Below are 26,702 nucleotides of genomic sequence, written 5' to 3'. Positions count from 1 at the left end.
GATACCTTAAATTACCAATTTCGTTATAACTTAGCAATCAAGAATTTAAGCAATTTTATTCTAGCTATTAAAACTAACATTTTTAAAAGCGAACTATTTTTAACCCCTTAATACCTCTAAAATGAAAACTACTATTAAAAAGTTGTTTATACGAACCTGTATATTCAATAATCAAGAATCAAAACTGAAGATTCTTAATAAATCATAATTACTTACTAACCAGACTTTAACTAACATTAAATCCTCTTTAAGATGTTAAAAACTACCTATTGTAGGTTATTTACATGTGTAAATAACTTAGAAAAAACTTATTCAAAGTTTTTAGAAAACAAACATTATATTATTGTTTTCATATTTCTTTTAATCTGTAATTTCAATGTAACCGCCCAAAACTGGACCGAAATTGTAAAAGCTACTGCTTCTGATGCAGCAACATATGACAACTATGCCTTTGATGTAGCTATTGATGGAGAATATGCTATTGTAGGTGCAAGAAGTAATGATGACAATGGTTCAAACTCAGGATCTGCATATATATTAAAATATAATGCAGGCTTAAACACTTGGGAAGAACAAGTTAAACTACTTGCAAATGATGCAGCTTCTTCAGATTATTTTGGAAACTCTGTGGCAATAGATGGAGATTTAGCAATTGTAGGCGCATTTTATGAAGTTACTAATAATCAAAGAAATGGTGCTGCATATGTTTTTAGAAAGTCTGGAAATACTTGGAATCAGGAGGCTAAATTATTAGCTTCAGATGGAGCTCAATATGATTATTTTGGTTGGGACGTAGCAATAGATAATAACGCTGTTGTAGTTGGAGCAATGTATACAGATGATAACGCAAGTTCTTCTGGTAGTGCATATGTTTTTAATTATAATGGTTCTATTTGGAGTCAAACTCAAAAAATTCAGCCTGCAGATCCAGCTCAAAATAAGCAATTTGGTAGAGCTGTAGATATTAGTGGAAGCAAAATTTTGGTAGGTGCTTATGAAGATAATAACTATGCAGGTGCTGCTTATGTTTTTAGTAAAGTAGCAAATACTTGGAGTCAAGAAGCCAAGTTAACAGCTTCAGATGCAAATGCATATGATTATTTTAGTTATCAATCTATTGGAATAGATGGTGATTACATAGTTGTTGGAGCATTTGCAAACGATGATGCAAATGGAGTTGATACAGGTTCTGCATATATATTTAATAATTCAAATTCAGGGTGGGTTGAACAATCTAAAATTACGGCTTTAGACGCTGCTCAGTCAGACCAGTTCAGTATTTCTGTGGATATATCTGGAGATTTAGTAATAGTTGGTTCAAGATTAGATGATGATAATGGAAGTAATTCAGGATCAGCGTATATTTTTGAAAGAAATGGGTCTAATTGGACTCAGCAAGCAAAAATTTTACCTTCAGATGGAGCCGCAAATGATTATTTTGGATGGGCCTCTGCAATAGATGGAAATAATGTAATTATTGGAGCTTTTGCTAATGATGATAATGGAAATGACTCAGGCTCTGCCTATATATTTAACAATGGATTAAGTAATAATTCTGATAATACACCTCCAACAGTAATTACCCAAAATTTAGAGATTAGTTTAGACAGCAATGGATCAGCAACTATTACTTCTTCTGAAGTAAATAATGGTTCTTCAGATGATGTATCTACTAATTTAACTTTTAGTTTAAATAAAGAAACATTTACATGTGCTGATTTAGGAAGTAATACTGTTACACTAACAGTAACTGATGAAGCAAATAATTCAGCTACAGAAACAGCAACAATTATTGTCGTTGATGAAATTGTTCCAACAATAACTTTAAATGGAGATGAAACGATTTCTGTAGTTAATGGCACCAATTTTACAGATCCAGGAGCCACAGGCGCAGATAATTGTTCAAGTACAACAATAGAAATTACTGGTACAGTAGACACTAATACTTCTGGTTCTTATACTTTAATTTACAAAGCTTTAGACGCTTCTAATAATGAGTCTACTACAGTTTCAAGAACTGTTATTGTAAATGGCTTACCAACTGCTATAGATGATACTATTAATGTAAATCAAGATTCTTCTAGCAACTCATTAAACATTTTAGTTAATGATAGTTTTGGTGCAGATGGTGCTGCAAACTTTACTATTGGTAGTTCTACATCAACAGAAAATGGAACAGTAGTTTTAAATGATAATGGAACAGTAGATGTAACAGATGACTTTATCGAGTTTACACCAAGACCAAATTATAATGGTACAGATTCATTTACCTATACTTTAGAAGATTCAAATGGAGATACAGCAACAGCAACTGTAAACATTATTGTAAGGCCTATAATTCCAGTTCCAACAGATGATGTTGCAACTGTAGATAAGAACAGTACAGATAATAGTATTGCTGTTTTAGCCAATGATGATTTTGGTGGTAATGAAGCAAATGTAGAACATCCATTCACATTTTTAAATGGTAGTTTAACAAGTGCAAGTAATAATGGGGCTTTACTAACTATCTCTAACAATGGTACAGAAAATAATTTATTAGACGATGTAATTTTATATACACCAGCTGCAGATTTTATTGGTGAAGATACCTTTACGTATATTTTAACAGATTCTGATGGAGATGCAACTTCTGCATTAGTTACTGTAACAGTTGTAGAAGGTAATAATGGAAATACAAATCCTACTGCTATCAATGATGCAATTACTGTTTATTCAGGTAGTTTATCAAATGAAATTAATGTATTAGCTAATGATAGTGAAGGTTTAGATGGATTAATTGATGGTGGTCTTACTATGACAAATGGTACTTTAAGTAGCGCAACTTCTAATGGAGGAATTATTTTCGTAGACAATAAAAGCACGAATGAAACTTCAGATGATATTATCAATTATGTACCTCAAACTGATTTTGTTGGTGAAGATACTTTTCAATATACAATTACAGATATTAATGGAGATGCATCTACAGCAACTGTAACAATTACAGTAGAAGTAGAAATATTTGATGTACCAACAACAGAAGATGATACTGTAATATTAGAACAAGACAGTGCAAATAATATTATAGATGTTTTAGTAAATGATGCTTTTGGTTCTCAAGGTAGAGCTCAAAATAATTCATTTGCTATTAATCTACCAACAATAACCAATGGTGCATCTATAACTATTGTAGATGATAAAATTGTTTATACACCAGCAACAGGATTTAGTGGTACAGATTCTTTCGATTATACAATTACAGATGATGCTGCACAAACATCTCAAGCAACAGTAACAATTACTGTTACAGCTGCAGAGTTTGTAAATGATGTACCAGTAGCAACAAATGATGCGATTACTATAACACAAAATAGTGTAAGAGCAGTTATAGATATCTTACCTAATGATACTTTTGGTAACGAAGGTCCAATTACCAGTCATGATCCTGTAACTACAGATAAAGGTTGGATGATGCAAACAACATCAATAGGAGCTTTATTTTGTATCAATAAAAATGATGATAATTCACCTTATGGAGACTATTATATAACATATACACCTCCAACAAATTTTATAGGCGTAGATACATTTAGCTATGTAATTACAGATGCAAATGGTGATGCTTCAACAGCAACAGTTACTGTAACTGTTGTAGAAGATGAAACATTATTGGCTTTAATAGATGATAATATAGAAGTAGATGAGAATAGTGTTGATAACGAAATCTCAATCTTTGATAATGATATTATAGGATCTAGAGTGTTATTAAGAAGGTTAATTATAGACAATTTAACCACTTCACAAGGTGGAACTTTAGTTGTAAAAAATAACTTTTCTAGAGATCCTTTAGATTATACTGTAGAATATACACCAGCAGAAAACTTTTCAGGACTAGATACTTTTGAGTACAGCTTGCAAGATGCATCAGGTGTTTCAGATCCAGCTACAGTTACAATTACAGTAATAGCAGGAGAAGTTGTAAATGGTACACCAACAGCTTCTAATGATGTTGTATCAGTATTTACAGATAGTACTAACAATCAAATAGACGTACTAGATAATGATACTCCAGGCTTAGATGGTTATATAGATGGTGGTTTAACTATGAAGAATGGTACTTTAAATAGTGCTACTATAAATGGTGCAACAATTTCTATTGATAATCAAAACACAGCTGATACATCAGATGATATATTTATCTATACACCAGCTACTGGTTTTGAAGGTACAGATTCATTTCAGTATGTAATAACAGATAAAAGTGGAGATGCTTCAATTGGAGAAGTAACTGTAACAGTTGCTAGAGTAGAGGATGTACCTTTTGCTGTAGATGATACAATTACTATAGATCAAGATACAACTCAAAATATAGATGTTTTAAGCAATGACAGTTTTGGTACAGATGGTGCTGCTCAGAATGAAGCACTAACAGTTCCTGCCAATTCTGATTTAGGTGGTCTATTAAGTGTTGCAAATAACTTAGTGGTGTATACACCAGCTTCTGGTTTTGTAGGTGTAGATAGTTTTACCTATACAATTACTGATGATTCAGGAGATACTGCAACTGCAGATGTAACTATTACCATTACTGAAATAGCTACAAATAACGGAATTCCAACTGCTGTAGAAGATGCAATTACCGTAAATCAAAATAGTTTAGAAAATACAATAGATGTATTAGTAAATGATGATTATGGAACAGATGGTCCTAATGATACTCATCCATTAACATTCGCAAATGGTTCAATGGTAAATGCATCAGCAAAAGGTGGAATTTTAACTATTGGAGATAATGGAACACCAAATGATTTATCTGATGACGTAATTTTATATTCACCAAATGTAGATTTTAGTGGAGAAGATACGTTCGATTATAGAATAACAGATGCAAGTGGAGATGCAGCAATAGGCACTGTAACAATTACTGTAACAGGTTCAGCTTCAGTAGCTGTGCCAACAGCTAATGATGATGTAGTTAATGTAAATGCAAATCTTACTGCAACCGAAATAAATGTTTTAATAAATGATGATTTTGGTTTGGATGGTGCTATAGATAATGGTTTAACCATGACTAATGGAACCTTATTTAGTGCAACTACAAATGGTGCATTAATTAATGTAGACAATAAAGGTACAGAAGATACATCAGATGATGTTATTGTATATCAACCAGCAGCAAATTTTGAAGGTATAGATACATTTAGTTATTCTATTACTGATAAAACAGGAGATGCTTCTACAGCAACAGTTACTGTAACAGTTGCAATTCCTTCAAATGTGCCAAATGCTGTAGATGATACTGTAACAGTAGATCAAGACAGTTCATCTAGTATAGATGTTTTAGCAAATGATACTTATGGAGATGATGGAGCAGCTCAAAATGATGCTTTAACAGTAGGTGCTAATTCAGATTTTGGAGGTACTTTAAGTGTAGATAATAATCAAGTATTATATAGTCCTGCTGCTAATTTTGTAGGTGAAGATACTTTTACATACACAATTACTGATGATTCTGGAGATACATCAAGTGCTCAAGTTACAATTACTGTAGAAGCAATTGTATTACAAAATAGTACACCAACTGCTGTAGATGATGCAGTTACAGTAAACAGATCAGAGGCAAATCCAGATCAAATTGTGTATATAGATGTTACAGCAAATGATGATTTTGGAACTGATGGTCAGAATGCAAATCATCCATTAGTTTTAATTAATGGTAAAACAGATACTGCTAGTGATAATGGAATGCGAATTAAGATAGATGATAATGGAACTGAAAATGATCCTTCAGATGATAGAATAGCTTATTATTCTACAAATGATGCAAACATTACTTCAGATACATTTGTATATACAATTACAGATAAAAATGGAGATGCTTCAACAGCAACAGTTACTGTAACCCTATCAGCAGTGGCTTCTAAAACAGAAACTGCTAGTAATTTGTTCGACAACAGTTTTACAGCTTATCCAAACCCTTCTATAGGTTATGTAAAAACTACAGTAAAGAGTGAAACTGCAACAATTGCAACTGTTTATTTGTTTGATGTTACTGGTAAAGTAATTTTAAATAAGTCAGTAGAATTAAATGTTGGGGTTAATGAATTAGAATTTAACTTTAATGTAAAGAACTCAGTTATGTTCTTAAAAATTATATCTCCTAATGCAAACTTTGGAACCAAGAAGATAGTTTTCAAAAAGTAATCCCTAAATACAATTTGGATATTATTTTCGCAAAAAAAGAGCTGATTTATCAGCTCTTTTTTTATTTATAATTGGTAATAGTTAAAGCTAACTACAACTTTTTGCTTTTATCAACATTGCTTTTTTGCTTCCCAAAATAATTGCAGAATCTAATTCTTTACAAGATTCTTTAAACTTTTTTAATTTTAATAATGTTAAACCCAACATATATTTTGAATCTGCATCTACACCTTTTTTCGTAATTTTAGAAAAGTTTTTAAAAGCCATTAAATATTCCTTCAAAGCAAAATAACTTAAACCTCTGTTAAAAAGGATATCATTTTCCTCAACCATATACATAGTAGTTTCTTTTAAAAAAGACCTTTTCATTAAACCATTATAGATAGGAGTAGAGGATGATTTAAGAACATCTTCAGACTTGTTATAATATAGAATAGCAGTATTGTAATCTAAAAGGTTAGAGTAATTATTTGCAATTTCAAATAAAGCCAACATATTTAGTGAATCTAATTGTATTACTTTTTTGTAATCTTTAAGAGCGCTATCAAATTGATTTAATTCTGATTTATTATCAGCTCTATATAAATAGGCTGCAACAAAATCAGGATTAATTTTTATCAATTCATTTAACTTTAAAATAGCATGATCATGCTGCTTTTCTTTATATAAATATTCTGCTTTTTCTAAAAGTTGTATTTCTTTCGATTGTGCTTTTACTGAATTTAAGCAAAGTAAACCCAACACTAATAGTGATATCTTTTTCAATTTTTTGGCAATTTATGGTTAATAAATATTGTGTTTAAATCTATTTAGGTGAATAGACTGCACATGGAATTATGACTTCTTCTAAAGAAATACCTCCATGTTGATAGGTGTTTTTATAATATTTTACAAAGTGGTTAAATTTATTAGGATAAGCGAAAAAGAAATCTTCCTTCGCAAATATAAATGGACTGTTCATAGCTACAGTAGGTAAAAAAATATCTTTAGGATTACGTACTGCATAGACATCTTTATCCTCATATGTTAAGCTTCTACCAGTTTTGTATCTTAAGTTAGAGCTTATGTTTTTATCTCCAATAACTTTAGTTGGGTGCTTGCAATTTATAGTTCCATGATCTGTGGTAATTATTAATTTCTGACCTAAATTTTGAGCTTTCTGAATAATTTCAAACAATGGCGAATTTTTAAACCAACTTAAAGTTAAACTTCTGTAAGCTTTATCATCTCCTGCCAATTCTTTAATAACTTCCATTTCTGTTTTAGAATGCGAAAGCATATCAACAAAGTTGTAAACTACTGTAGTTAAGTCATTCTGCTTGGTTCCATTGTAATTATCAGCCAACTCTTTACCGCTTTTTAATGTGGTAATTTTGTAATATTCATGAGTAATGTTTAAGCTTAATCTTTTAATTTGAGCTGTTAAAAAATCATTTTCATAAAGATTCATTCCACCTTCATCTGTATCATTTTTCCAGTAATTAGGAAACTTTTTTTCCATTTCAGAAGGCATTAAACCAGAAAAAATTGCATTTCTAGCATATTGAGTTGCAGTAGGTAAAATTGAAAAGTAGGAATACTCCTCATCTTTCTTATAATGGTTATTAATTAAGGGTTCTAAAATTCTGTATTGATCATACCTTAAATTATCAATTACTACCCATAAAACACCTTGATCTTTACTTAATTCAGGTACTACATAATCTTTAAATAAGGTATGTGAAAAAGTAGGTTTATCATGGGCTGTTAAAAAGTCTTCGTAGTTTCTTTTTATAAATTTAAAAAACTGATTATTGGCTTCTTGCTTCTGGCTTTCTAAAATGCCTAGCATTCCAGTATCACTAATATTCTCAAGCTCTAACTCCCAATGAACTAGTTTTTTATAAAGCTCAATCCAATCTTTGTAAGAATTTACCATAGATAAATCCATAGCTATTTTTCTAAATTCTTGTTGATAGCTAGAGGTTGTTTTTTCTGATACTAATCTAGAATTATCTAAGTTCTTTTTTAAACTTAATAGAATCTGACTTGGATTTACAGGTTTAATTAAATAGTCTGCAATTTTAGATCCAATTGCTTCCTCCATTATATATTCCTCTTCACTTTTGGTAATCATAACCACAGGCAAATTAGATTGCTTTTGCTTTATTTGAGATAGTGTATCTAAACCAGTTAAACCAGGCATGTTTTCGTCTAAAAAAACAATATCATAGTTTTGTTCTTCTACTAAATCTATAGCATCTGCACCATTTGTACAAGTAGTAACTTGGTAATTTTTACGTTCTAAAAATAGAATATGAGGCTTTAATAGTTCTATTTCATCATCAACCCATAATATTTGTATGTTGCTCATTCTATTGTTTTATTTATCAATTCAACGTTAAAAGTACCAATTTGTTATATTTTTAAAAGGTTCTAAATGATAAATTATTGCCAAAAAAAATAATGTTCGTACTTTGCTGAAAATTGACAAAACAGCATCTTTTGAAGAAAAAAAAACCAAATAAACTTAAAATTTTAAACGATCCTATTTACGGATTTATACAAATTCCAAATTCTTTAATTTTTGACATAATAGAACATCCTTATTTTCAGAGGTTAAGAAGAATTGCACAAATGGGTTTTTCTAGTTTGGTTTATCCAGGTGCAAATCATACACGCTTTCATCACGCAATTGGTTGTATGCATTTAATGCAGAAAGCAGTTAGAGTTTTACGATTTAAGCAAATTGATATCTCTAAAGAAGAAGAAAATGCATTGTGCATTGCTATTCTTTTGCATGATATTGGTCATGGAGCTTTTTCTCATGCATTAGAACACAGTATTGTAAATGGTATTTCTCACGAAGAAATATCACTTAAATTTATGAGAGCTTTAAATGATGAGTTTAATGGTGAACTGAGTTTGGCTATCGAAATTTTTGAAGGTAAATATCCTCGTAAATTTTTATGTCAACTTATTTCCAGTCAGTTAGATATTGACAGATTAGATTATTTAAGAAGAGATAGTTTTTATACAGGAGTTACAGAAGGTAATATTTCATCAGACAGATTAATAACTATGATGAATGTTAAGAATGATGAATTGGTTATAGAGCAAAAAGGAATTTATTCTGTAGAGAAATTTTTAATTGCTAGAAGACTTATGTATTGGCAAGTATACTTGCATAAAACAGGTTTAGTTGCAGAAAATATTTTGGTGAATATTTTAAAGAGAGCTAAAGAATTATCTGAAAAAGGAGAGGATCTTTATGCAAGTTCTGCTTTGTCTTATTTTTTAAAAAATCAGATTTCATCAAACAATTTTTCTGATACCACTTTACAAATGTTTTCAAAATTAGATGACTTTGATATTCTTTCTGCCATAAAAGAATGGACAAATCATTCAGATAAAGTGCTTTCTCAGTTGTCTCAAATAATGGTAGATAGAAAATTACTGAAAATAGAAATTCAGAAAAATCCATTTACCGAAGAAAAACTAAACAAAATAAAAAGTAAATTTTCAAAAAAATTAGATATTTCAGAATCAGACATTAAATACTTTGTTTTTACAAGAGAAATTAGAAATCAAGCTTATCAATCAGAAAAGCCAATTTATATTTTAAGTAAAAAAGGAAAACTGAAAGATATTGCTAAAGCATCAGACCAATTAAACCTTCAAGCACTTACAAAACCAGTTATAAAACACTTCATTTGCTATCCAAAGTAAAATGAAATTAGCCAAATACTTATAAATTTTATACTTTTGCCGTTAATGAAATTTACAGCACAACAAATAGCAGATATTTTAGAAGGCGAAGTTGAGGGTAACCCAAATGAAGAAGTTTCTAAATTATCTAAAATAGAAGAAGGAGAAAATGGTTCGTTAACCTTTTTATCCAATCCAAAATATAATCCATATTTATATACTACAAATGCTTCTATAGCTATAGTTGATAAAACTTTTGTACTTGAAAAAGAGATTAGTACTACTTTAATAAAGGTAGATAATGCTTATAAATCTTTTTCAAAATTACTAGAATTTTATAACGAAGTAAAAAACAACAAACAAGGTAGAGAAGCGCCTCATTTTATTTCTGATTCAGCTAAAATTGGCGATAATGAATATATAGGTGCATTCTCTTACATAGGCGAAAATGTTGTTATTGGTAATAATGTTAAAATATACCCTAACTCTTATATAGGGGATAACACCACAATTGGAGATGATTGTGTCATTTTTTCTGGTGTAAAAATTTACTCAGAAACTCAAATTGGTAATCAATGTAAAATTCATTCAGGCTGTACAATTGGTTCAGATGGATTTGGTTTTGCTCCAAATGAAAAAGGTGAATTTAAAGCAATACCACAAATTGGTAATGTTATTATAGAAGATCATGTAGATATAGGTTCTGGTTCTACAATTGATAGAGCAACTTTAGGCTCTACTATTATAAGACAAGGTGTAAAATTAGACAATCAAATTCAGATTGCTCATAATGTAGAGGTAGGTAAAAATACAGTAATTGCTGCTCAAACAGGAGTTGCAGGTTCTACAAAAATTGGAGAAAATTGTATGATTGGTGGTCAAGTAGGTATTGTTGGTCATTTAACAATTGGAAATGGAGTTAAAATACAGGCACAATCTGGAATCACAAAAAACTTAAAAAATAACGATGTTGTGCAAGGTACACCAGCTTTCGGTTATACAGACTTTAATAAAAGTTATGTATACTTTAGAAACTTACCTAAAATTGCAGCATCAGTAACTAACATAGAAAAAGAATTAAATACTCAAAAGCAGAAGTAATGAGTAAGAAGCAAAAAACAATACAAAAAGAAGTTACGTTATCAGGTGTAGGATTGCACACAGGTAACACAGTTTCAATGACCCTAAAACCAGCCCCAGTTAATCATGGTTTTGCTTTTAGTAGAGTTGATTTAGAAGGAGCCCCAACAATTGAGGCTAAAGCAGAGTATGTAGTTACCACACAAAGAGGAACTAATTTAGAGAAGAACGGAGTTCAGATACAAACCTCAGAACACGTTTTAGCAGCTGCAGTTGGTTTAGATATAGATAATTTATTGATAGAAATAGATGCTTCAGAACCACCAATTATGGATGGGTCTTCTAAGTTTTTTGTAGAAGCTTTAGAAAAAGCTGGTATAGAAGAGCAAGATGCAGAAATTGAAGAATATGTTGTAAAAGAAATTATTTCTTATAAAGATGAAGTAACAGGTAGTGAAATCATCTTAATGCCAGCAGATGAATATCAAGTAACAACTATGGTAGATTTTGGTACTAAAATTTTAGGCACACAAAATGCAACTTTAGATGATATTTCTGAATTCAAAGAAGAAATTGCAGATGCAAGAACATTCAGTTTTCTTCATGAAATTGAAATGTTATTAGAAAATGATTTAATTAAAGGAGGAGATTTAAATAATGCTATTGTATACGTAGATAAGGAATTATCAGAAAATACAATGCAAAAATTAAAGAAAGCATTTAAGAAAGATGATATTGCTGTAAAACCAAATGGAATTTTAGATAATCTAACTTTACATTGGGCGAATGAAGCTGCACGTCATAAATTATTAGATGTTATTGGAGATTTAGCTTTAGTTGGTACAAGAATTAGAGGTAAAGTAATTGCTAACAAACCAGGCCATTTAGTAAATACTCAATTTGCTAAGAAATTGGCTAAGCTTATTAAAGCAGAAAAAAGAAATAATGTTCCTGCTTACGATTTGAATCAGCCTCCATTGATGGATATTCATCAAATAATGGACATTCTACCTCATAGACCTCCATTTTTATTAGTAGATCGAATTTTAGAGCTTTCTGACAAACATGTTGTGGGAATGAAAAATGTAACAATGAACGAAAATTTCTTTGTAGGACATTTTCCTGGAGCACCTGTAATGCCTGGAGTTTTACAAGTTGAAGCAATGGCTCAATGTGGAGGAATATTAGTATTAAGTACAGTTCCAGATCCAGAAAACTACTTAACATATTTCATGAAAATGGATAATGTTAAGTTTAAACAAAAAGTTTTACCTGGAGACACGTTAATATTTAAAGCTGAACTAATTACACCTATAAGAAGAGGAATTTGTCATATGCAAGCATACGCTTATGCTAATGGTAAATTAGTAGCAGAAGCAGAATTAATGGCTCAAATAGCCAAGAAAAAATAAATTATGAATCAACCATTAGCTTACGTTCATCCCCAAGCAAAAATTGCCAGAAATGTGGTAATAGAACCCTTTACAACTATACATAACAATGTTGTTATTGGTTCAGGAACTTGGATAGGTTCTAACGTAACAATTATGGAAGGAGCAAGAATTGGTAAAAATTGTAGAATTTTTCCTGGTTCAGTAATCTCTGCAATTCCACAAGATTTAAAGTTTGATGATGAAGAAAGTACTGTAGAAATTGGTGATAATGTTACTATTAGAGAATGTGTTACCATCAACAGAGGTACTAAAGACAGAATGAGAACTACAATTGGAGATAATTGTTTAATTATGGCTTATTGTCATATTGCACACGATTGTTTTGTTGGCGAAAACTGTATATTTTCTAATAATACAACTTTAGCAGGCCATGTTACAATTGGTAATAATGTAGTTTTAGCAGGTATGGTTGCAGTACATCAATTTGCTTCTGTAGGAAATCATGCATTTGTGACTGGTGGATCTTTGGTAAGAAAAGATGTTCCTCCATATGTAAAAGCAGCAAGAGAACCATTATCTTATGTAGGAATTAATTCAGTTGGTTTACGTAGAAGAGGATTTAGTACAGAAAAGATTAGAGAAATTCAAGATGTATTTAGAATTCTATTTCAAAAGAACTACAACTATACTCAAGCAATAGATATTATTGAGGCAGAAATGGAAGCAACTCCAGAACGTGATGAAATAATACAATTTATAAAAGATTCTCATAGGGGAATCATGAAAGGATATTACAAAGCAAATTAAAAGATATAAATGGCAACAACATCAGATATTAGAAACGGATTATGTATTAGATACAACAATGATATTTATAAAATCATTGAATTTTTACATGTAAAACCAGGTAAAGGTCCTGCATTTGTTAGAACCAAATTAAAAAGTGTTACCAATGGTAAAGTAGTTGATAATACTTTTCCTGCAGGTAGAAAAATTGATGATGTAAGAGTAGAAACACATAAGTTTCAATATTTATATAATGATGGTGATACTTACCATTTTATGAATGAGCAAGATTACTCTCAAATTCAATTGCAAAAGAGTGCTTTAGATACTCCAGAGTTAATGAAAGAAGGTGAAATTGTAACCATTATCATAAACTCAGAAGATGATATGCCACTTTCTGTAGAGATGCCTTTAAGTGTTATTTTAGAAGTTACTCATACAGAACCAGGTGTAAAAGGTAATACTGCTACAAATGCTACAAAACCTGCAACAGTAGAAACAGGTGCTTCAGTAAATGTACCTTTATTTATTAATGAAGGTGATAAAATTAAAGTAGAAACTACAAAAGGAACCTACCAAGAACGTATTAAGGAGTAATTTTTGCGTTAAGCATTTTATGAAATTTAAAAAACCGCAAACGTTACTAAAAATTGCAACACTATTAAATGTAGATTACATTGGTGATGCTAATTTTCAGGTTTTAGGAATCAACGAAATTCATGTTGTAGAAGCAGGTGATATAGTTTTCGTAGATCATCCAAAATATTATGACAAAGCTTTAAATTCAGCTGCAACTATCATCTTAATTAATAAGAAAGTAGATTGTCCTGAAGGTAAAGCTTTATTAATTTCTGATGACCCATTTAGAGATTTTAATAAAATCACCAATCATTTTAATCCTTTTATAGCATCTACTGCAAGTATTTCAGACTCTGCAACATTAGGTAAGAATACAATTATACAACCAAACGTTTTTATTGGTAATAATGTAACTATTGGTAATAACTGTATAATTCATCCTAATGTAACTATTTATGATAATGCTGTTATTGGTAATAATTGTACAATTCACGCCAATACTGTATTAGGAGCAGACGCTTTTTATTATAAAAATAGACCTACAGGTTTCGATAAATTAATTTCTGGTGGTAGAGTAATTTTAGAAGATCATGTAGATTTAGGAGCTTCTTGTACTATAGATAAAGGTGTTACTGGAGATACAACTATTAAAGAAGGAACTAAAATTGATAATCAAGTGCATGTTGGTCATGACACAGTTATTGGTAAAAAATGTTTAATTGCTTCTCAAACAGGTATTGCTGGTTGTGTGGTAATAGAAGATGAAGTAACAATTTGGGGTCAAGTAGGCACAAATAGCGGAATTACAATTGGAAAAGGTGCTGTTATATTAGGTCAAACAGGAGTGACTAAGTCAGTTCCAGGAGGAAAATCTTATTTTGGAACACCAATAGAAGAATCAAGAGAAAAATTAAAACAATTAGCAGGCTTAAAAAGATTGCTAAAAGAAAAATAAATCGCAAATAAGTTTTTTATAAAAGTAAACAATAACTATTTTTGTGTAACTAAATTAAAAAAAGAACCATGAGTGTTTTAGTAAATAAAAATTCAAAAATTATTGTACAAGGTTTTACAGGTAGTGAAGGTACTTTTCACGCTGGCCAAATGATTGATTATGGTACCAATGTTGTTGGTGGTGTTACTCCAGGTAAAGGAGGTCAAGAACATTTAGGAAAGCCAGTTTTTAATACAGTAGTAGAAGCTGTAGAAAAGGCAGGTGCTGATACTTCAATAATTTTTGTACCACCAGCTTTTGCAGCTGATGCTATTATGGAATCTGCAGATGCAGGTATAAAAGTTATCATTTGTATTACTGAAGGTATACCAACAGCAGACATGGTTAAAGTAAAAGCATATATAGCAGATAAAGATACTAGATTAGTTGGACCTAACTGTCCAGGAGTTATTACTCCAGATGAAGCTAAAGTTGGTATTATGCCAGGTTTTATCTTTAAAAAAGGTAAAGTAGGTATTGTTTCTAAATCTGGTACTTTAACGTATGAAGCTGCAGATCAAGTTGTAAAGCAAGGTTATGGAATTACTACAGCAATTGGTATTGGTGGAGATCCTATTATTGGAACAACTACTAAAGAAGCTGTAGAAATGTTAATGAATGATGATGAAACTGAAGCAATTGTAATGATTGGTGAAATTGGTGGTAATTTAGAAGCTGAAGCTGCACAATGGATTAAGGCTGATGGTAATAGAAAACCAGTAGTTGGTTTTATTGCTGGGCAAACTGCACCTGCAGGTAGAACAATGGGTCATGCAGGAGCTATTGTTGGTGGAGCAGATGATACTGCACAAGCTAAAATGAAAATATTAGAAGAAAATGGTGTTCACGTTGTAAGTTCTCCTGCTAAAATTGGAGAAATGGTGGCTAACGTTTTAAAATAATAAACAACATATTAAATTTATTGAAGAGAATATTCCCGTTAAAAACGGGAATTTCTTTTTTATATTTACATTACAATTAAATCGAACTTTATGAAATTACTAGAAAATAAATCAGCAATAATTACAGGAGCAACAAGAGGTATTGGACGTGGAATAGCCATTGAATTTGCAAAGCAAGGAGCAAATGTAGCTTTTACTTACAGTTCATCTGTTGATGCAGCAAATGCTTTAGAAGAAGAATTAAAAGCCCTTGGAGTATCAGCTAAAGGATATCAATCTAATGCAGCCAATTTTGATGCAGCTCAAGAATTAGCAAAAGAAGTTTTGGCTGAATTTGGATCAATAGATATTTTAGTAAATAATGCAGGGATTACTAAAGACAATTTATTAATGCGTATTTCTGAAGATGATTTTGATAAAGTAATAGAAGTAAACTTAAAATCAGTTTTTAATTTAACCAAAGCTGTAATAAGACCAATGATGAAACAAAGAGCAGGTTCTATTATTAACATGAGTTCTGTTGTTGGTTTAAAAGGTAATGCAGGTCAAACCAATTATGCAGCATCTAAAGCAGGTATTGTAGGTTTTTCTAAATCTGTGGCTCTAGAATTAGGTTCTAGAAACGTTAGAAGTAATGTTATTGCTCCAGGCTTTATAGAAACTGAAATGACAGATAAATTAGATGAAGCTACTGTTCAAAGCTGGAGAGATTCAATTCCTTTAAAAAGAGGTGGTAAACCAGAAGACATTGCTAATGCTTGCGTATTTTTAGCTTCTGATATGAGTGCTTACATTACAGGACAAACGCTTTCTGTTGATGGAGGAATGTTAACATAATACTCTACATAAAAAAATATAAACTATAAAATTCAGCTTATCTAAACTTTTTTACAAGTTATCTAAGCTTAATAGGTTTCTATCTAATTTTCAGAAAATTAACTTTAATCACGTTGTATCTTTACAGTGTGGAAAGAAAGTAATCCCTAAAAAATCCCTAAATTTTTTTAATGCTTTCTGAAAACGATAACCCTAAACCCCTTTAGGAAAATCCCTATAGAAACCTATATCAATTTGATAAAAACTAACCTACAACTTTTAACGTTGTAGGTTTTTTTTTTGCAGTGATATGTATATCTTTCCTATAAATTTTAAAGTTGACATCATTTACCTATTTTTTAATTGCTTTAGCGCTTATTTTTAGCGCCATTATTGCCTTTATGCAATATTTATACAAGGTAAATGATAGAACTACTATTCCTAAAATTTTATTTTTCTTAAAAGCATTGAGCCTTTTTTTACTGCTTATTTTACTTATTAATCCTAAAATAGAGCGCACAAAAATTACTAATGAAAAACCGATACTTTCATTGTTAATAGACAATTCAAGTTCAATAACTTATTTTCAGGAAGGTGAACATGTAAAAGAGTTGATAAATAAATTAGAAAATAATGCTGCACTTACTAATAAATTTTCGATTGAAAAATTTTCATTTGGGGAAAATTTAACTGTTCTAGATAGTCTCAATTTTAATGATGTAAATACAGATATTTCAAGATCAATTCAAGAATTAAATGAATTGCAAAAAAACATAAAAGCACCAATTGTGCTTATTACTGATGGCAATCAAACCAAAGGTTTAGATTATAGTTTTATAAAATCTAAACAAGCTATTTATCCTATAGTTGTAGGAGACACAACAAAGTATGAAGACTTAAGTATTTCTCAAGTTAATGTTAATAAATACAGCTACATTAATAATAAATTTCCTGTTGAAATTATTCTAAATTACTTTGGAGAGAATAACATTAATTCACCTATTGCGATTTCTAAAAATGGAAAAAGATTATTTCGAAAAAATGTAAATTTTTCGAAAACTAAAAGATCAGTAACCTTACAAACAGAATTTGAATCTATTAGTGAAGGTTTACAATATTACACTGTTTCTATAGGTAAATTAAACAATGAAAAAAATATAAGTAATAATTCTAAATCATTTTCTATAGAAGTTATTAATGAACAAACCAAAATAGCCTTAATAACATCTACAATTCACCCAGATATAGGAGCATTAAAAAAAGCGATTGAAACCAGTAAACAACGTTCTTTAGAAATAATTCCTATTGATAAATTTAAAGGTGATATCAAAGATTATCAATTGGTAATTTTATATCAGCCAACTAATCAATTTGTATCGCTATTAAATCAACTAAAAGATTCAGAAAGTAATTTTTGGTTAATATCTGGTTCTAAAACCAATTGGAACTTCATCAATCGAAATAATTTAGGTATTTCTAAAAATGCTATTAATCAGACCGAAAATTTTGGTGCAATATTTAATGATGGTTTTCTAACGTTTCTGCAAGAAGATATAAACTTTAACAATTTACCTCCATTAACCGATAAATTTGGAGATATTACTGTATTAGGTGAAAAGCAAACTTTAATTTATCAGAATATAAATGGTGTTGCTACAAATCAACCTTTGTTTACTTTTTTAGAAAACAATAATGTTAAAAAAGGGTTTTTATTAGGAGAAGGTATTTGGAAATGGAGAGCTGCAAGCTTTTTAAACACGAATTCCTTTGAGGAATTTGATAATTTTATTGGAAATATCGTTCAATATTTAGCATCAAATAAAAAAAGAAATAGGCTAGAGGTTAATATTGAATCTATATATCCTTCAAATTCAAGAATTAAAATAGCTGCTTTTTATACAGATAAAAACTATAGGTTTGATGATAGAGCTAATCTAGAAATAAAAATTAAAAACACACAAAATCAAGAGGTTACAACCTTTCCTTTTTCATTAATAAACAATTCTTATCAAGCAGAAATAGATAATTTACCTTCTGGAGATTATACTTATGATGTTTCTGTCAGCAATCAAAAAATAAAAAGATCTGGCAGATTTAAAGTGTCAGAATTTCAAATAGAACAACAGTTTACTAATGCAAATGATAAAAAACTTAAAAAGTTAGCTTCGAATTCAAAAGGTAAATTATTCTATAAAGATAAAGCTGATAATCTTATTGAAGATCTTGTGCAAGATGAAGGTTATTATACAATTCAAAAATCAAAGAAAACTGAAGAAAATTTAATCAATTGGAAATGGTTACTTTTTATAATAGTTGGTTTATTTAGTGTTGAATGGTTCATTAGAAAATATCATGGAAAAATATAGACAAGAATGAATTGTCTTTAAGCGTTATAAATCGTAAATTTGATAAAAATAAAAAATATATTAAATGGCAAATAATCAAATGGAATTTAACTTTCCTAAAGGTGGAGTTTTCTTAGTACTTATTGTAATTGCAGTAATTATCTTATTTTCAAAATCTACTGTTACAATTGGTCCAGGTGAAGGTGGTGTAATTTTCGAAACTTTAGGTGATGGTATAAATACAGAAAAAACATATGGAGAAGGTTTTCATATTGTTGCTCCTTGGAATAGAATGATTATCAGAAAAGTACGTCAGCAATCTATCTCTGATGAAATGAATGTATTATCTGTAAATGGATTAGAGGTTAAAGTAAATGGAACAATTTGGTACGAACCAGAATTCCAAAATTTAGGTTCTTTAATAAAAACAAAAGGTGAAGATTATGAACGTGAATTGCTAGATCCTGCAGTAAATGCAGCAGCAAGAAGTGTTGTAGGACGTTATACACCAGAACAATTATATTCAAGTAAGAGAGATGTTATTGAACAAGAAATCTTAGATGAAGTTAGATTAGTTTTAGAAGGGCAGTTTTTAACTGTAAAAAGAGTGTTAGTAGAAGATGTAAAACTACCAACTACTATTAGAACCGCTATTGAAACTAAATTAAAACAAGAGCAAGAATCTTTAGAATATGAGTTTAGATTAGCAAAAGCTAAGAAAGAAGCAGAAAGACAAAAAATTGATGCTGAAGGTAAGGCTGTTGCAAACAAAATTTTAAGTGCATCCTTAACTGAAAAGATTCTACAAGAAAAAGGGATAGAAGCTACAATAGAATTATCTAAATCTTCAAACAGTAAAGTAATTGTAATTGGTTCAGGAAAAGATGGTTTACCTATTATTTTAGGCAATCAATAAGAATATATTATATTAAATATAAAATCCAGCTTAATCAGCTGGATTTTTTTATGCCCTAAATTTAAAGTGATTATTTAATGAACTCTTCGAACGTGCCATCAGTATAAAAAGTAACTATTCTTTGTATTTCTTTAGTTGAACTATGAATGCTAGATTTATTAAGAATAGGAGCAGAGGCTAGGTTTTTCTTTTTAGGATAATTTCCATCACCATTTAACAACCAATCTAAATCTAAATCTTCAAACACACTGTTGATTTTCAATATAAAATCTAAACTAGGTTTATTTCTACCAGATAAAATATGCGAAATACTGGACCTTTGTACACCCACTTTTTCTGCAAAAGAAGAAGCTGAAAATTGATGATAATCCATCAATTGTTTCAATCTATTTATAAAATCAACACTGTTTAACATTGTATATATTTAGCTTCAAACAAAGGTAAAATAATAATAAATTGATTCCTATAAATATTGCTATCTAGAATAATTCAACTAAAATATTTAAAGTAAACTATTAACATTATAAGATAATCGAATGTATAACAGTGCTTTAAAATATTGAAAGCATTTTAAGGTTAAATTATTTTATATAATAAAATATAGATTGATAAAATCTAATATCATAAACTCAAAATTGATTTAGGAATCATTTTAATTACTTCTTCAGTATTGCCAACTAATGAGCAATAGTGTAAATTTGTGTGGATTAAATTAAGACTTTGTGAAAATAGTATCAGTAGAGACATTAAAAGCGTTATATAAAAATCAAAAAGAGGAAGCTCTTTTAGGTAAATGGATAACTCTAGAGCATATTTTACCTTTATTTAACAAGCATAAAGAATCTTTTACTATTAAAGAAATAGGGAACTCTGAAGAAGATAGAGCTATTTACTCCTTTAAAATTGGTACTGGTAAGAAAAAGATTCTTTTATGGTCACAAATGCATGGAAATGAAAGTACAGGAACAAGAGCTTTATTTGACTTGTTTAATTGTTTTTCAAATGAAGAAAGTACGTTGTTAGATGAAATTTTAAAAGAATGTACTTTATTATTCATCCCAATCTTAAATCCTGATGGTGCACAGAACTATACAAGAGTTAATGCAAATAATATCGATTTAAATAGAGATGCTGTAAATAGAGTTGCTAAAGAAAGTGTATTATTAAGACATACATTAGAAGAATTTAACCCTTCATTTAGTTTCAATTTACATGATCAAAGAACCATATTTAACGTAGAAGGTACTCAAAACACAGCAACAATATCTTTTTTAGCCCCTTCAGAAGAAGAAACTAGGTCACTTACAAAAGGTAGAATTGAAACTATGAATGTAATTGTTGCCATGAATTCTATATTGCAAAAAATGATACCTAATTTTGTTGGTAGATATACAGATGAATTTTACCCAACTGCTACAGGAGATAATTTTCAGAAATTAGGGTATAATACTATTTTAATTGAATCAGGTCATTATCCAGAAGATTATCAAAGAGAAAAAACTAGAGAATTTACGTTCTACAGTATCTTACAAGGATTATATCATATTGCAACAACTGACACTTTCATAGATTATGAAGGCTATTTTAACATTCCTAATAATGATAAAAAATTCTTAGATATTATTCACAGATATAAAAATAAGTCAGATGAAGGTTATCAATATGTAGATCAAATTGTGGATAATCAATTGGTTTCTAAGCTAGAAAAAGTACCTAAAGATGACGTATTTGGCAAGACAGGACATTACGAAATCGTTTTCGAATAGAAAAATGTTTAAATTTTTCTCATGTTTTATTCAATTAGATTAAATTAAATTTATAAATTTGCCATATAAATTGAATAAAACACAAAAATGAAAAAATTCATCTTAGACGAAATAGATCATCAAATATTAGATATTTTAATAGAGAATGCAAGAACACCATTTACAGACATTGCTAAACAGTTATTAGTTTCTGCTGGAACTATTCACGTTCGTGTAAAAAAGATGGAAGATGAAGGTATTATTCAAGGTTCTACTTTAACTCTTAACTATGAGAAAATGGGATACTCATTTATAGCTCATGTTGGTGTTTATTTAGAAAAAACTTCAATGACGCAAAGTGTAATTGAAAACTTAAGACGTATACCAAACGTAACTGTAGCCTATGTTACAGCAGGTAAATATAATATTTTCTGTAAAGTAAGAGCAAAAGGTACTAATGATGCAAAAGACATTATTTATCAAATAGATGATGTTCCTGGAGTAAACAGAACAGAAACAATGATTGCTTTAGAAGAAAGTATAAACGATAAGAAAAGAATGATGCATGCAATTTTTGCAGAGCTATAAATCTTTCTATTTATATAAATTAAAATCCTTATCAAATTGATAAGGATTTTTTTATGCAATGAAATCATCTTTCATTATGTTTGTTAAAATTAGTAAATTGATAATTTATGCTAGATAATATTGATTATAATTTAAATTATAATTTAGATCATTCCACATTATTAAATTTATATCAATCAATGTTAAAACCTCGTTTAATAGAGAAGAAAATGTTGATTTTATTACGTCAAGGAAAAATTTCTAAATGGTTTTCTGGTATTGGTCAAGAAGCAATTGCTGTTGGTGTAACAAAGGCATTAGACACAGATGAGTATATTTTACCTATGCACAGAAATTTGGGCGTATTTACAACCAGAGATATTCCTTTACATCGCTTATTTTCTCAATGGCAAGGAAAAATGGGTGGTTTCACAAAAGGAAGAGATAGAAGTTTTCATTTTGGCACCCAAGAATATAATATTATTGGTATGATATCTCATTTAGGACCTCAATTAGGAGTTGCTGATGGAATTGCATTAGCCAATAAATTACAGAACAAAAACAAAGTTTGTGCTGTATTTACAGGAGAAGGAGGTACAAGTGAAGGTGATTTTCATGAAGCTTTGAATGTAGCATCTGTTTGGAGTTTACCTGTATTATTTTGTGTAGAAAATAATGGTTATGGATTATCTACCCCTGTTTCAGAACAATTTAACTGTAAAAATATTGCTGATAAGGGAGTAGGCTTTGGAATGGAAAGTCATATCATAGATGGTAACAACATATTAGAGGTCTATTCAAAAATTAAAGAATTGGCAGAGAGTGTTCGTAAAGAACCAAGACCAATATTAATAGAATTTAAAACTTTTAGAGTTCGAGGTCATGAAGAAGCTAGTGGAACTAAATACGTTCCAAAAGAATTGTTAGAATTTTGGGAAGCAAAAGACCCTATAATAAACTTCAAAAATTATCTCACAGAAAATGAAATATTAGATGATGCATTAGACAATGAATATAAGGCAAAGATAATTGAAGAAATTAACGAGCATTTAGACCTTGCTTTTAATGAAGCAGATATAATTCCAGATTTAGAAACCGAAATTAAAGATGTTTTTAAAACATCTGAATTTGATGAAATTAAAAAATCAGCATCCACAAAAAATATTCGTTTTGTAGATGCAATTTCTCAAGGTTTAGAGCAAGCTATGGAAAAATATAAGAACCTTGTAATTATGGGGCAAGATGTTGCTGATTATGGAGGTGTTTTTAAAATTACTGATGGTTTTACAGATAAGTTTGGCAAAGATCGTGTAAGAAATACGCCTATTTGTGAATCTGCAATTGTATCTGCAGCCTATGGTTTGTCTATAAATGGTATGAAAGCTGTTGTTGAAATGCAATTTTCCGATTTTGTTTCTTCTGGGTTTAATCCTATTGTAAATTTATTAGCAAAAAGTCATTATAGATGGTCGCAAAATGCAGATGTAGTAATTAGAATGCCTTGTGGAGCAGGAGTAGGAGCTGGTCCATTTCATTCGCAAACTAATGAGGCTTGGTTTACAAAAACGCCAGGTTTAAAAGTTGTGTATCCTGCATTTCCAGAAGATGCCAAAGGTTTATTGGCAAGTGCAATACAAGACCCAAATCCAGTTTTATTTTTTGAACATAAAGCATTGTATAGATCTGTTTATCAAGAGGTGCCAACAAATAATTACACTTTAGAAATTGGTAAAGCAAACATTTTAAAATCGGGTGCTGATTTAACAATAATAGCTTATGGAGCAACTGTTCATTGGGTTTTAGAAGTGTTAGAAAATCACCCAGAAATATCAGCAGAAGTTATCGATTTAAGAACCTTACAACCTTTAGATACAGATACTGTCTATGAATCTGTGCGTAAAACGAATAAGGCTATAATTGTTCAAGAAGATTCATTATTTGGAGGAATTGCAAGCGATATTTCTGCATTAATTACAGAAAATTGCTTTAATAGTTTAGATGCACCTGTCAAAAGAGTAGGTAGTTTAGATACACCTATTCCTTTTCAATCAGACTTAGAACAACAATATTTAGGTAAATCAATCTTAACAAATGTAATTTTAGAAATACATAATTATTAATTAAATTTATAGCATAAAAGAGATCATTTCATGACGAATAAACAGATTATATTTAAAAAGAGGCCTTCAGGTGTTCCTGATGCAGATACATGGCAATTAGAAACCAATCAAGTACCTGAATTAGAGGAAGGTGAGATTTTAGTACAACATCATTATATATCATTAGACCCTGCAATGCGTGGTTGGATGAATGATACTAAATCTTATATTCCTCCAGTTGAAATTGATGCAGTAATGAGAGCAGGTTCTGTAGGGAAAGTGATAAAAAATAATGGTAATCCAAAATTTGAAATTGGAGATGTAGTTACAAGTTGGGGAGGAGTACAACAATATGCAATTACAAATGGTGATGGATGGTATAAAGTTGACACCAGTTTAGCTACTATGCCAATGTATATTGGTACTTTAGGTATGCCAGGAATGACTGCTTATTTTGGAATTCAAGAAGTAGGAAAGATTGTAGAAGGAGATATCGTTTTAGTTTCTGGAGCAGCAGGTGCAGTTGGTAGTATAGTTGGTCAAATTGCCAAAATAAAAGGCTGTACTGTAATTGGTATTGCTGGTGGTAAAGAAAAATGCGATTATATTGTAAACGAACTAGGATTTGATGATGCCATTGATTATAAATCAGAAAATATCTATTCTGCATTAAAACAGAAATGCCCTAAAGGAGTAGATGTATTTTTTGATAATGTAGGAGGTAAAATTTTAGATGCTGCACTTAGCAAATTAAGAATGCATGCTAGAGTTGTTATTTGTGGAGCAATATCTCAATACAATAACAAAGCAAAAGTAGATGGGCCAAGTAACTATTTATCATTATTAGTAACTCGTTCTACAATGCAAGGAATGGTTGTTATGGACTATACTAAGAATTTCGGTGAAGCAGCAAAACAAATGGGAATTTGGATGCAAGAAGGTAAACTAAAATCTAAAGAAGATATTTATGAAGGAATTGAGAATTTTCATGAAACCTACAATAGATTATTTTCTGGAGAAAAGAAAGGGAAATTGGTGCTTAAAGTGATTGAAAAATAGAAGTGGAGCAAGAACATTTTTTTCAATGTCCTTATTGTTGGGAAGAAATATCAATGATATTAGACAGCAGTGTAAGACAACAAACCTATATAGAAGATTGTGAGGTATGTTGTAATCCAATAGAAATAGCTCCTCAATTTGAGGATAGTACATTAATTGCTTTTCATGCACAGTCAATAGAACAATAAAAATAAATCCTGCAAATGCAGGATTTTTTTTATATCAAAGGATTTTTCCAACTGAACTTTTCAAATAGCGTAATCCAATCTATAGGAAAGCTTGCTTTTAGTATCAGTTTTTCATTCGTAAATGGATGTGTAAACTCTAATCTTCCTGCATGTAAAAAAAGGTTTTTAAACCCGAAGTTTTCATCAAACATTACATCATGGTTTTTATCACCATATTTCGCATCCCCAATTAAAGGATGACTAATTTTATTGCTATGCACTCTTAATTGATGCATTCTTCCTGTTTTAGGAAACAATTCAACCAAACTGTATCTACTGGTTTGATAAGGTTTTACAGGAATTTCTAAGGTGATATTTTCTAAGGTTTTTAATTCAGTTAAAGCTTCTTTATGCACATTTGCATCTCTGCCTTTCACTGGTGAATCTATAGTTTTGGTAGCAGGTGGAAATCCACGAACAACACCATAGTAAATTTTACGAATCTCGTTTTTAGTAAACAAATCTTGAAATTTAGAAACATACTCCTTATTCTTAGCTAATAAAATAGCTCCAGAAGTTTTACGATCTAATCTATGTACAGGATATGTTTTTAAACCTATTTGCTCTTGAATTAATTGCAGCAACGATTTTTCATCAGACATATTTCTAGAATGATAAGCATGATGCACCAAAACATTATTGGGTTTTGTGACACATAACAAATATTCATCTTCATAAATAATTTCTAAGCTCATATTAAAATCCTATATTTAAACATCAAATATAATCTCAATTGAAAGAATGTGGTATTAATTTTGATGTATTTTAATCTAAAATGTAATATTATGAAATTTATATATATAGCTATATTATCTTTAATTCTTATAGGTTGTGCCAGTTCTAAAAACAATGTGAGTACAGATCAAATAGCAAACCTTAAGAAAGCAGTAGAAAATGCTCAAATAGAAATAATATCTGATGCTGCAAACCCAGTAGCTTTTACCAATACAAGAGGTTTAGAAAGCTTATTACCACCAGGAAGTAATTTGGCAAGAATTAGTCTAATAAATAATCCTAACTTTTTTAAGATTAAAAACGATAGTATAGATTTGTATTTGCCTTATTATGGAGAACAGCAAATAGGTGGTGCTTATAACTCAGAAAGTGGTTTAAAATTTATTGGTAAACCTGCTAGAACTAAAATCGAATTTGATAGTAGTAAAAACAGGTATAATTTAACTTATGTTTTAAATGCAAACAATGAGAGTTTAACTGCCAATTTAACCTTATTTGCTAATAATACTAGTACTTTAAGAATTAATAGTAGTATTAGAACAACCATTATTTATTATGGTAAATGGGCTAAATTAGAAGAGTAAA

At 30.0% G+C, this 26,702-nt stretch carries 21 protein-coding genes; 17 read left to right on the top strand and 4 right to left on the bottom strand.

Annotated elements, in window-relative coordinates; all coding sequences use genetic code 11:
• The first annotated feature begins 252 nt into the window (after positions 1-252).
• Positions 253-6,186: an Ig-like domain-containing protein gene (locus LPB302_RS02510; protein ID WP_053974770.1), complete on the top strand. Its 5,934-nt coding sequence runs from the start codon at positions 253-255 to the stop codon at positions 6,184-6,186.
• A gap of 87 nt (positions 6,187-6,273) precedes the next feature.
• Here LPB302_RS02510 and LPB302_RS02505 read toward each other — a convergent pair whose 3' ends face one another.
• Both LPB302_RS02505 and porX read right to left on the bottom strand, forming a co-directional pair.
• Positions 6,274-6,951 (bottom strand): tetratricopeptide repeat protein, encoded by a 678-nt coding sequence (locus tag LPB302_RS02505; protein WP_143032721.1) that lies wholly within the window; start codon positions 6,949-6,951, stop codon positions 6,274-6,276.
• Positions 6,952-6,991: 40 nt separating this feature from the next.
• Positions 6,992-8,539: a T9SS response regulator signal transducer PorX gene (gene porX / locus LPB302_RS02500; RefSeq protein WP_053974768.1), complete on the bottom strand. Its 1,548-nt coding sequence runs from the start codon at positions 8,537-8,539 to the stop codon at positions 6,992-6,994.
• Between the two features lie 131 nt (positions 8,540-8,670).
• Here porX and LPB302_RS02495 point away from each other — a divergent pair, with 131 nt between their 5' ends.
• The 10 genes from LPB302_RS02495 to LPB302_RS02450 all read left to right on the top strand — a co-directional run bounded on the left by LPB302_RS02495 (position 8,671) and on the right by LPB302_RS02450 (position 19,685).
• Positions 8,671-9,894 (top strand): HD domain-containing protein, encoded by a 1,224-nt coding sequence (locus LPB302_RS02495; RefSeq protein ID WP_231658733.1) that lies wholly within the window; start codon positions 8,671-8,673, stop codon positions 9,892-9,894.
• A 45-nt stretch (positions 9,895-9,939) separates the two neighbouring features.
• A complete protein-coding gene (gene lpxD, locus LPB302_RS02490; protein ID WP_053974766.1) occupies positions 9,940-10,974 on the top strand; it encodes a UDP-3-O-(3-hydroxymyristoyl)glucosamine N-acyltransferase in 1,035 nt (344 codons plus the stop codon).
• Positions 10,974-12,365, top strand: coding sequence for a bifunctional UDP-3-O-[3-hydroxymyristoyl] N-acetylglucosamine deacetylase/3-hydroxyacyl-ACP dehydratase (locus LPB302_RS02485; protein WP_053974765.1), 1,392 nt, complete (start codon positions 10,974-10,976; stop codon positions 12,363-12,365). The genes lpxD and LPB302_RS02485 overlap by 1 nt, the downstream gene beginning before the upstream one ends.
• A gap of 3 nt (positions 12,366-12,368) precedes the next feature.
• A complete protein-coding gene (lpxA, locus tag LPB302_RS02480; RefSeq protein WP_053974764.1) occupies positions 12,369-13,154 on the top strand; it encodes an acyl-ACP--UDP-N-acetylglucosamine O-acyltransferase in 786 nt (261 codons plus the stop codon).
• A gap of 9 nt (positions 13,155-13,163) precedes the next feature.
• Positions 13,164-13,730, top strand: coding sequence for an elongation factor P (gene efp, locus LPB302_RS02475; protein ID WP_053974763.1), 567 nt, complete (start codon positions 13,164-13,166; stop codon positions 13,728-13,730).
• Positions 13,731-13,749: 19 nt separating this feature from the next.
• A complete protein-coding gene (locus LPB302_RS02470) occupies positions 13,750-14,667 on the top strand; it encodes a UDP-3-O-(3-hydroxymyristoyl)glucosamine N-acyltransferase (RefSeq protein WP_053974762.1) in 918 nt (305 codons plus the stop codon).
• 68 nt (positions 14,668-14,735) lie between these two features.
• A complete protein-coding gene (gene sucD, locus LPB302_RS02465) occupies positions 14,736-15,608 on the top strand; it encodes a succinate--CoA ligase subunit alpha (RefSeq protein ID WP_053974761.1) in 873 nt (290 codons plus the stop codon).
• Between the two features lie 90 nt (positions 15,609-15,698).
• Positions 15,699-16,445 (top strand): 3-oxoacyl-[acyl-carrier-protein] reductase, encoded by a 747-nt coding sequence (gene fabG / locus LPB302_RS02460; protein WP_053974760.1) that lies wholly within the window; start codon positions 15,699-15,701, stop codon positions 16,443-16,445.
• A gap of 317 nt (positions 16,446-16,762) precedes the next feature.
• Positions 16,763-18,790: a hypothetical protein gene (locus LPB302_RS02455; RefSeq protein WP_053974759.1), complete on the top strand. Its 2,028-nt coding sequence runs from the start codon at positions 16,763-16,765 to the stop codon at positions 18,788-18,790.
• Positions 18,791-18,854: 64 nt separating this feature from the next.
• Positions 18,855-19,685, top strand: a complete 831-nt coding sequence (locus LPB302_RS02450; protein ID WP_053974758.1) for a prohibitin family protein — start codon at positions 18,855-18,857, stop codon at positions 19,683-19,685.
• Positions 19,686-19,755: 70 nt separating this feature from the next.
• On the opposite strand, the gene LPB302_RS02445 is transcribed toward LPB302_RS02450, so the two are convergent.
• Positions 19,756-20,100, bottom strand: a complete 345-nt coding sequence (locus LPB302_RS02445) for a helix-turn-helix domain-containing protein (protein ID WP_053974757.1) — start codon at positions 20,098-20,100, stop codon at positions 19,756-19,758.
• Between the two features lie 307 nt (positions 20,101-20,407).
• Between LPB302_RS02445 and LPB302_RS02440 the strand changes: the two genes are divergently transcribed.
• From LPB302_RS02440 to LPB302_RS02420, 5 genes are all read left to right on the top strand, one after another.
• Positions 20,408-21,451, top strand: a complete 1,044-nt coding sequence (locus tag LPB302_RS02440; RefSeq protein ID WP_053974756.1) for a M14 family zinc carboxypeptidase — start codon at positions 20,408-20,410, stop codon at positions 21,449-21,451.
• Between the two features lie 87 nt (positions 21,452-21,538).
• Complete coding sequence (locus LPB302_RS02435; RefSeq protein ID WP_015480214.1) at positions 21,539-22,018, top strand: Lrp/AsnC family transcriptional regulator; 480 nt, start codon at positions 21,539-21,541, stop codon at positions 22,016-22,018.
• A 107-nt stretch (positions 22,019-22,125) separates the two neighbouring features.
• Positions 22,126-24,117 (top strand): alpha-ketoacid dehydrogenase subunit alpha/beta, encoded by a 1,992-nt coding sequence (locus tag LPB302_RS02430; protein WP_053974755.1) that lies wholly within the window; start codon positions 22,126-22,128, stop codon positions 24,115-24,117.
• Between the two features lie 30 nt (positions 24,118-24,147).
• Positions 24,148-25,155, top strand: coding sequence for an NADP-dependent oxidoreductase (locus LPB302_RS02425; protein WP_053974754.1), 1,008 nt, complete (start codon positions 24,148-24,150; stop codon positions 25,153-25,155).
• A 2-nt stretch (positions 25,156-25,157) separates the two neighbouring features.
• Positions 25,158-25,343 carry a CPXCG motif-containing cysteine-rich protein gene (locus LPB302_RS02420; protein ID WP_053974753.1) on the top strand — a complete coding sequence of 62 codons (186 nt, stop codon included), beginning with the start codon at positions 25,158-25,160 and terminating at the stop codon, positions 25,341-25,343.
• A 29-nt stretch (positions 25,344-25,372) separates the two neighbouring features.
• On the opposite strand, the gene LPB302_RS02415 is transcribed toward LPB302_RS02420, so the two are convergent.
• Positions 25,373-26,077 carry a pseudouridine synthase gene (locus LPB302_RS02415; RefSeq protein WP_053974752.1) on the bottom strand — a complete coding sequence of 235 codons (705 nt, stop codon included), beginning with the start codon at positions 26,075-26,077 and terminating at the stop codon, positions 25,373-25,375.
• 90 nt (positions 26,078-26,167) lie between these two features.
• Between LPB302_RS02415 and LPB302_RS02410 the strand changes: the two genes are divergently transcribed.
• Positions 26,168-26,701 carry a DUF4251 domain-containing protein gene (locus LPB302_RS02410; RefSeq protein ID WP_053974751.1) on the top strand — a complete coding sequence of 178 codons (534 nt, stop codon included), beginning with the start codon at positions 26,168-26,170 and terminating at the stop codon, positions 26,699-26,701.
• Position 26,702 lies beyond the last annotated feature (1 nt).

The sequence above is a fragment of the Polaribacter dokdonensis genome (genome assembly GCF_024362345.1).
In the GTDB taxonomy this organism is placed as follows: Bacteria; Bacteroidota; Bacteroidia; order Flavobacteriales; family Flavobacteriaceae; genus Polaribacter; species Polaribacter dokdonensis.
The sequence above is the reverse complement of the archived record's forward strand: the minus strand, read 5'-3'. Positions and strand labels throughout refer to the sequence as shown.